The sequence below is a fragment of the Prosthecobacter debontii genome (assembly GCF_900167535.1).
Taxonomy (GTDB): Bacteria; Verrucomicrobiota; Verrucomicrobiia; order Verrucomicrobiales; family Verrucomicrobiaceae; genus Prosthecobacter; species Prosthecobacter debontii.
Map to the genome: position 1 here is coordinate 131,104 of NZ_FUYE01000018.1, position 7,419 is coordinate 138,522.

The 7,419-nt window shown below is 54.0% G+C and carries 9 protein-coding genes and 1 pseudogene; 4 read left to right on the forward strand and 6 right to left on the reverse strand.

Features of this window, described 5'->3' with window-relative positions; all coding sequences use genetic code 11:
• Nucleotide 1: 1 nt before the first annotated feature.
• The 3 genes from B5D61_RS21160 to tnpA all read left to right on the forward strand — a co-directional run bounded on the left by B5D61_RS21160 (nt 2) and on the right by tnpA (nt 871).
• The gene (locus B5D61_RS21160; RefSeq protein WP_078815434.1) at nt 2-190 is read left to right on the forward strand and encodes a hypothetical protein; all 189 of its coding nucleotides are present in this window, start codon (nt 2-4) and stop codon (nt 188-190) included.
• A gap of 111 nt (nt 191-301) precedes the next feature.
• Nucleotides 302-598 carry a hypothetical protein gene (locus B5D61_RS25885; protein WP_139373405.1) on the forward strand — a complete coding sequence of 99 codons (297 nt, stop codon included), beginning with the start codon at nt 302-304 and terminating at the stop codon, nt 596-598.
• A 45-nt stretch (nt 599-643) separates the two neighbouring features.
• Complete coding sequence (tnpA, locus tag B5D61_RS21165; RefSeq protein ID WP_139373406.1) at nt 644-871, forward strand: IS66 family insertion sequence element accessory protein TnpA; 228 nt, start codon at nt 644-646, stop codon at nt 869-871.
• On the opposite strand, the pseudogene tnpC reads toward tnpA, so the two are convergent.
• The 4 genes and pseudogenes from tnpC to B5D61_RS21180 all read right to left on the reverse strand — a co-directional run bounded on the left by tnpC (nt 863) and on the right by B5D61_RS21180 (nt 5,294).
• A pseudogene (gene tnpC, locus B5D61_RS21170) lies at nt 863-2,454 on the reverse strand (IS66 family transposase). The gene tnpA and the pseudogene tnpC sit on opposite strands and share 9 nt — an antisense overlap.
• A gap of 188 nt (nt 2,455-2,642) precedes the next feature.
• Nucleotides 2,643-2,822, reverse strand: a complete 180-nt coding sequence (locus tag B5D61_RS26460; RefSeq protein ID WP_176159586.1) for a hypothetical protein — start codon at nt 2,820-2,822, stop codon at nt 2,643-2,645.
• Nucleotides 2,823-2,999: 177 nt separating this feature from the next.
• Entirely contained in the window at nt 3,000-3,587 is a 588-nt protein-coding gene (locus B5D61_RS21175; RefSeq protein ID WP_078815436.1) for a hypothetical protein, read from the reverse strand.
• 6 nt (nt 3,588-3,593) lie between these two features.
• Complete coding sequence (locus B5D61_RS21180; RefSeq protein ID WP_245846581.1) at nt 3,594-5,294, reverse strand: RHS repeat-associated core domain-containing protein; 1,701 nt, start codon at nt 5,292-5,294, stop codon at nt 3,594-3,596.
• 358 nt (nt 5,295-5,652) lie between these two features.
• On the opposite strand from B5D61_RS21180, the gene B5D61_RS21190 reads away from it, so the two are divergent.
• A complete protein-coding gene (locus tag B5D61_RS21190; RefSeq protein ID WP_078815439.1) occupies nt 5,653-5,961 on the forward strand; it encodes a hypothetical protein in 309 nt (102 codons plus the stop codon).
• A gap of 84 nt (nt 5,962-6,045) precedes the next feature.
• Here the strand turns inward: B5D61_RS21190 and B5D61_RS21195 are convergent, their stop codons facing one another.
• Nucleotides 6,046-6,507: a hypothetical protein gene (locus tag B5D61_RS21195; RefSeq protein WP_078815440.1), complete on the reverse strand. Its 462-nt coding sequence runs from the start codon at nt 6,505-6,507 to the stop codon at nt 6,046-6,048.
• Nucleotides 6,508-6,510: 3 nt separating this feature from the next.
• Nucleotides 6,511-7,419: RHS repeat domain-containing protein (locus B5D61_RS21200; RefSeq protein WP_139373407.1), on the reverse strand; the 909-nt coding region annotated here is incomplete at its 5' end.

Here is a 7,419-nt window from a genome sequence, read left to right on the forward strand (position 1 = left end):
TATGATAAATAAAAAAAAATTTCAGCTTTGGGTAGATAAAGACTGTTATTTGCTCTTTGAAGTTTCGGATGAGTCTGCCCGTCAGTCCTTATCTGCTGACGCAATGCTTTTAGATACGTTTGAAGCTATCGATGGTTCTCAGGCTGTGATGATGATGGAAGAAAAAATTCACGGTCAATCCGATCAATGAATAATTAATCTTAAATATAAAATATCGTCGAGCCATCCACCACCTAGCGATAGACGGGCTCATCCCCTCTGGGGGGGCGGTGGAGCTAGGGTGTATTTTAAAACTGTACAATTGCTCAAAAGGAGCCTAACGTCTGCAGGAGCTACCGCCAAAGACGATCTCGAAGGAGGCCGATGTGAAGCTCCTGGCCCCGAGCCCGGCAGGCAGGCCGCGCAGACACGCCCGGCTGCATCCAGTAATGCGGCCCAATACCTCAGTGTGGAAGTCATCACCGAGGCAGAGTTTGCAGACTCAAACCGGGTGGTCAGCTACCGACCGGGTAGCCAAGGCAAGCTGACGGCACGGTTCATGATGAAAGAGTGTGGTGCTGGGAAAAGGGGTGTAAGCGTCACGCGGGGTGCCGTATGAAGTGGCTAGATTCATAGAGGTCACAGGAGGTCAGCTATGACCTCTATGAACAAACAGGCCATCGTGTTGAAGAGTGATCGGGCGGGACGGGTGCAGACGCCGGTGGGGCGGCTGATTGCCGTGGTGAGGGAGTATGAGAGCAGCGGCTTGTCGGGGCCGCGCTTTGCAGCGCTGACGGGGATCAACTATCAAACCTTTGTGACTTGGCGAAGCAAGGTATCCGTCAAACGAAGCCCCTTCACCAGGAGCTTGACAGGAAGTGTGCTATGCTGAGGCCGCGCAGGTCTTTGCTTGTGATTGGTTGAGACCTTTTTGGTTAGCCGCCCAGGCTCTCGGCGTGAGCCGATGCACGGTCCGGTTGGTCTCGGTGGGCAGGCGGGTGAAGAGGTCCGTCAGGTAGGCCTCGGCGTTGATGCCTTCACGATGGCAGTTGCCAATCAGCGTGTAGAACACGGCGGCGCGTACACCGCTTTTGGGGTCGCCCATGAACAACCAGTTCTTTTTGCCGATGGCACTGGGACGGATCGCATTTTCGATCCCGTTGTTGTCGATGCAAACACGACCGTCCCGCAGATAAACACTGAGTTTATCCCACTGGTTGAGCGTGTAGCTAATGGCTGTGCCTATGAGGCTGCGCGGCAGATGTTTGCGGCTCTGCTGCAAGCTTTGGAGCTTGTGATGGATGCCTTCCAGGATCGGAGCGCTGTGCTCCTGCCTGGCCGCCCGCACTTCCGTCGGCCCGGCGCGGGCTTCCCTCAAGCCTGCCTCAATGCGGTAAAGCTGCTGCATGCGCTCAAGCACCCAGCGGGTATCCTCGCTTTCGCCCCGTGCTTCAAAGAACTTACGCCGGGCATGCGGCGAGCTGGATCTGCCCTTTCCTGCGCGGTGAGCAGATGAAGCTTTCGTAAGCCTGGTAACCATCGCACTGGATCAACCCGGTGAAGTCTGCGGGCACGAGGCTTTCCAGACAAGCGGCCCCACGCCCGGTGTGCCATTCAAACAGGCTGAGGTTGCGCACAGGGTTGTGGACTGCCCACAGGTAACCTGTGCCACAGGTGCCTTTGCGTTCTGGATCTTGATACTTCACGGGCGTTTGCTTCGCGCTGCCCCACAGCGCTCTCCCCTTCGGGGCAGCCTTCGGCTGGCTACCTCGCTCCGCTCAGAGCGTCGATCTGCACATACCCATCGGCAAAGACTTCCCTTTGCATCGCCTGGATGATCAGGCCGCAGGCATCCGCGCACATGCCACCCCTGTTGCTCAAGGTCTGGCGCGTGATCGGCACTCCGGCCCGCCCATACATCTGTTCGATCCGATAGTAAGGCAGGTGCAGTTCAAAACGCTGCGTCAGGGTATGGGCCAGTAAGCGTGGTGTAGCGATGCAGCGCTCTTGCAAGAGGGATAAAGGCGCTGTGATAGGCGGCAGGTGCCGGGCTTCCCTGCGCACGTATTTGCGCCGGATGATCTTCTGGCAGCTGAACTTGCCGGGTGTGTAATCCATGAGCCGGGTAACCTCCGCCCCCATGCATACCCAGGCCTGCGGATCGGCCTTGACCTCATCGGGATCAATGATGACCTCGGTGACCGGCAGACCTTCGAGCATCTGCTCCAAACTGCGCTTCTGGCGCGCAGTTTGTCTCCTGGCTGCTTCATCGGCCTCCGAGCCGCAAGGGGCGTCTTCGGAGGCTTCCGGCTTTTTTGGGCCGTCCTCAGGCACCTTGTTTTGCAACGCTTCAAAAACTATCTGGAGCTGTGCGGGATCCAGCTTCTCGCTGCTGCGGCCAAACAGCTTGCGCGCCATCGCATCCACCTTTAGGCGCAGCACCTCGTTGTGCTGCTTGAGCTGTTCGAGCTCCATCTTGAGCGACTCAATCTGCGTCTGCTGCGTGGCGACGAGTTGCCTCTGGGCGGCAAGTTCGTGCAACAGGTTAGCAGGCATCATGCAGCGTGTCGTGTCGTGTAGGATGTATCCCATAACGCATCGCCATCGGCTCCTGCATCAACAACCTTCACGTTAGGTCAAAAAAAGCCAGTTGATGAGATGCCTCATCGCTCATACCAGCCACGTGGACGTGCACCGTGCATATCAATGCCGTCAGTGAGCATCGCGAAGGCCTCCGGCTCAAATTCATCCAGCAGAACCTCCCGCTTCGCACGTGGCATCACCACGCGCCCCACCGCATCACGTTTCAGTATCGCTGCCGATGACTCATCCATAAGAGCCATAGCCTATGCCTACGCCTCTTCCAGGCCATCCAACGCGGCATCCAGCAAGGCTTGATCTAATCTAACCTATTGTTAGACCTGGCTCAGCCGCAGCGCGGCGGATGGCTTGAAGGTGAACTATGCTCGGATGCCAAGGGTGGTTTGCTGAGTGTGAGAGGCCGTTTCCCGTGGATTCACTTAATTCATCGAAGCCTCAATTCTTTTAAGCTCACCAGTCATCATTTGCAGTGACAATAAACCCCTGACACGAGCAATCCCCAACTCTGCTTTCGACTTAATCCCCATGTCCATCACCTTCGCTTCGCCGAATGCATGCCAGGCAAATGTGTTCGCAAGTCCTTGCAACTCTTCTACTGTCAAATCAGCCGACTCAGGCAAAAATATTTTGATTGTTGTAGTTTCACTGTTGTCGATCTGAAATCTGCATTCATTTAGATCAACCAGATAAAGGTGCATGATTATAGCGCAAAGATCCGAAAGCTCTTTTTTCTGGCGTCGGCCAACAAATTTCCAATCCGCAAGGATCGGGGCAGACTTTAACAACGAGTCAATTTCTTCAGCCACCCGATAATCTCCTTCTGGTGAGAAAATCAGAAGGCACGTAGGCCCGTCCATGCTGAGATCAAAACAATAGTCGATCGCATGCGCCTCAAAAATTCTGTTTATCTCATCAAAGACTTCACTGTGTTTCCCTTCACGAAATTCTACAGCCATTCGCGTTGATCTTTTCGTGAAATCTCCCCAAAAATCATCATTATTATTCATGTTGCATCATTTTGCTTGTTCGAGCACTTTTTTTCCAGCTTCAATGCGCTCTTTGTTTTTCGGAAGCGAGGTGTTCAGACCTGGTATTTTGTTCGATAAATTTTGCAGCCCTCTTTGCTCGATTAGCAGTGCTTCAACGCCTGCCGTTTCATTATCTGTGAGGTCTTCTGCAAGAGTTTTAGCTTGGGGTGGATGACCGGTGGGGGTTTTCGAACGATGATCTTTGGCCTTCATTCTGTCAGCAACCGTTGGTTGACGCGTTTTACCAATATATGGCTTGTTTGCAATGAGCTGATTGGCGGGTATCTCATAGACTTTTCCAGGTCCCCCAGACCCCTTTAAGGGGCCAGTCTCTGCTTCAACTATAGCAGCATTTGTAGCGGCTGTTTTTTGCCCCGAAGACGTTGGTGTTTTACCTCCGCCAGAAGTTGTCTTGGCACCTTCGAAGAGCAACGCGGCTCCTGTTATTGCCTCTCCTTGTCCCTCCGCAGTGGTAATGTCAGGGAGCTTAGGCTTTGTGCCGTTTATTTCATGCTCAACCAAAGTAACTCCCGGAAAAATGTCGAAGGCATCCTTCTCACCAAAGATGGCGCTTTTAACCTGCTTCAGGATTCCATGAATGACGTTACCCGTTCCTTTTAGCATGCCACCGATGTGACTATAGACTGCATTGTCAGCGTCTCGGATGGCTTGGCGGACCTCGGGCGTTTCATTCCCTTCATTGGTGCCATAAAATTCCAACCCATGTGGGTCAAAGCCCGTCCAAGGATTCTGCTTCACATAGGCATACAGGTTGGGGCCATCCACAAATCCCGCCGGATCTCGGCTCAGCCACATCCCCGTCTCGATGTCCCGATAGCGGAAGCCTTCATTCAGCAGGCCCGTTGGGTCTTCGTCCTTGCTGTTGGCTCGCTGTTTGTCCAGGTTCTCTCCGGTCTCCACCGGACGCTTGCCATACGCTTCGTAGCTCGCCGTCCACGTGATCGTCGCACTCGCATCACTCTGCGCGATGATGTCCCCGCGCCCGTTGCTCAGGCTGTATTTCACCGTGCTCCCACGCACGCTATACAGCATGCCGCCCACGCCTCCGCCCATGTCAGGACCACGCACATAGTGCACCGAGGGCGCTTCCGGGGATACCGCAAAGCCCGGCACGCCCTCATACTCCGCCACGCTCAGCCCGCCACTGAACACCACCGCCGTGTCTCGTGCAGGTTCAGGGCCGCCATGTCGAGCCATGCCCACCCGTCGGGCGCGGTAATCATAGCTGTAGTCATGCTGCGTGCCATCCGGCATTGTCACCCCGGCCAAGCGATCCTGACTCGTCCACTGATACGACGTGCGCCCCGTGCTGCCGCTGGAGGCCGTGGCTGTCAGCAGGGCGGAAGCCTGTGGATGTGCCTGGATCGCTGCGACCACCTCACTGAGCGTGCTGGTGATCGGCGGTTTGTCCTTCACACCCGTCAACGCCGTGCGAGGCAGCGGCTGCAGCGGGGTGCTCCCCGCGCCTGTCACCTCCACCAGCTCCTGCGCCGCCGCATCCGCACCCAAAAGCGCCACCAGATCCGAGGCCGTCGTGGTCACTTGCGGATTAGCTCCGCCGCCATGGAACGCCATAACCTGCCGAGCCCGCAGCACATTTGCACCTCCCCCATTGACGGTGATCCGTGCCCCGATCGTCTCGTGGGCATTGAGATAAGTCCGCACCTGGATCACTGAGCGCTGGTATGCCCTCGGTCACAACGGCGACAAGCACCTGGGTTCCGCCGCCTGCGAACTCAAGCCCATCAAGCATCATGGAGGGTTTATCAACTATCTGGCCTCCGACCTCGGCAAGTCCGACCAGACCCGACCGGGCGACTTCACCGGACGCTACTGGGGTACCTTTGCCAGGGCCCCCCTTCCCGTCGGTGAGCTTCACACTCTGGAACTCACCCCTCAACAGTGGGTCCGCATCCGCCGCCTGGCCCGCAAGAAGTTCGAAAACGACGTCAACCAACGCCGCTGGTCCCTCTTCTTCAAAGACGTCAACCCGCGCAAGCCTGCCCCTGGCCCCGAGCATGGCATGGTCCACACCGGGGCCAAGATCTTTGGCAACCGGCTGTTTTGGGGACAGCTCAAGAGCGCCTTCCACGGCGGTTCACGCAGACTCCGCTCCTGGCACTGGATACCCGATGAGGAGATCGAGCACGAAGGCTGCACCTACCGCGCTTTCCCCGGTTATGCCTTCGGTGTCACCTCCACCGCCATCGTTCACAGGTTCAGACCTCCCACCCGCTACAAGGCCAGACACCTCGACAGCCTCAAGCTCATCTGCAACGCCACGGGCTTTATCCAGGCCGTTCAAAGAGGTATTCAGCAAGGCTTGATTTGATCTAACCTCTGGTTAGACCCAGCTACGCCGCAACACGGCGGATGTCTCTCGCATGCCTGCCATGAGTTCTCATTGCTTAAAAAATTATAATTTATCGATCAAATATTCATAAATATCTCGCCTACCTGTAAGCATAAAAGCATTGGCTGAGACACTAATGAGATCATCAGGCGTTAAGTCAACTTCTGAAGCCAAAAGAAAAAGTCTTTGAAGAGCAGTTTTTTTGACATTTTCAGTAAAGTTCTCAATCAGCATGGAGTCGATTTTTGGCGCCTCATCGCTGCTTGATAACCCTATAATTAAACAAGCAGCCGCCACCATCTCAAATTGAGTTTTGGGTGTTAATTTATCACTTCCTTTTATCAAGTATGGGATGGCTCCATAACCTGCAGAGGAGGGACTTCCATCCCTCACGAGATTACACATCAACTCAGTCACTTCATCATCATTCAGTTCCCCCTCTAACAGGCGCTTAATTTCAGAAAGTGCTGTAATACCGTCAGTATCAATTCCTTCAAGGTTTGACCACATTTCCTTTTCAGTCATATCTTATTTCGTTTCGGTTTTCGTGGGAAACACTGCCACTTTAGGCCCTTTTTCCCGAGGACTAGCTTTCATAAATACGGCTTCCATCTTCTCAAGCATTGGCTTGCATATTTTTTTGCAAAAATTATTTGTCGTAGTAATCACCCACGGATTGCTCGTTTGTTGCACCATAGCTTGCTCAGCATGCAAACCTTTTGCTGTTTTGGTCAATATTGTACTGCCAGCAAAGTCAATTGTTGTTGCATGGGTAACATTCATATTCTTGATACCCATATTAAGCTTACCTCCGTTTGATTCGGCAGTTTTAAGCAGGGCTCCCTCTACAATATCTTGGGGTATGTCATAGCGTAAACTTTGGCCGCCAGAACTGATTGTCTCTGTAACATTACTAGTAAGCGTTTTTGACTCTGAAGCAGTCTCTTTTGCTGATTTTCCGCCAACTTTTGCAAATAAGTTCTTTGCATAACTCCAAAGGCTTTTTCCCGCAGACACCGCCTCTGGCGCTTCCTGAACCACTTTAGCGGCAACAGCATTGGTTGCAGCAGTAGGTGAACCTGGATAATCGAGAATTTGTCCAATGGCTTGCGCGGGATTGCTTACCGTTCGCCGAATCTCTGATTGCGCTTGAAACGCATTACTCAAAACAAAATTGGCGACGGGACCAGACTTTGACGAAAATTTGTTCCCAAACAACTCCAGTTCATAGGAGTCGACGGTCGGTGAACTTAGGTTGAAAGCAGCCAACCCCTCTGGATCGAAAGCCGTCCAAGGATTCTGCTTCACATAGGCATAGAGGTTGGGGCCATCCACAAATCCCGCCGGGTCTCGGCTCAGCCACATCCCCGTCTCGATGTCCCGATATCGGAAGCCTTCGTTCAGCAGGCCCGTCGGGTCTTCGTCCTTGCTGTTGGC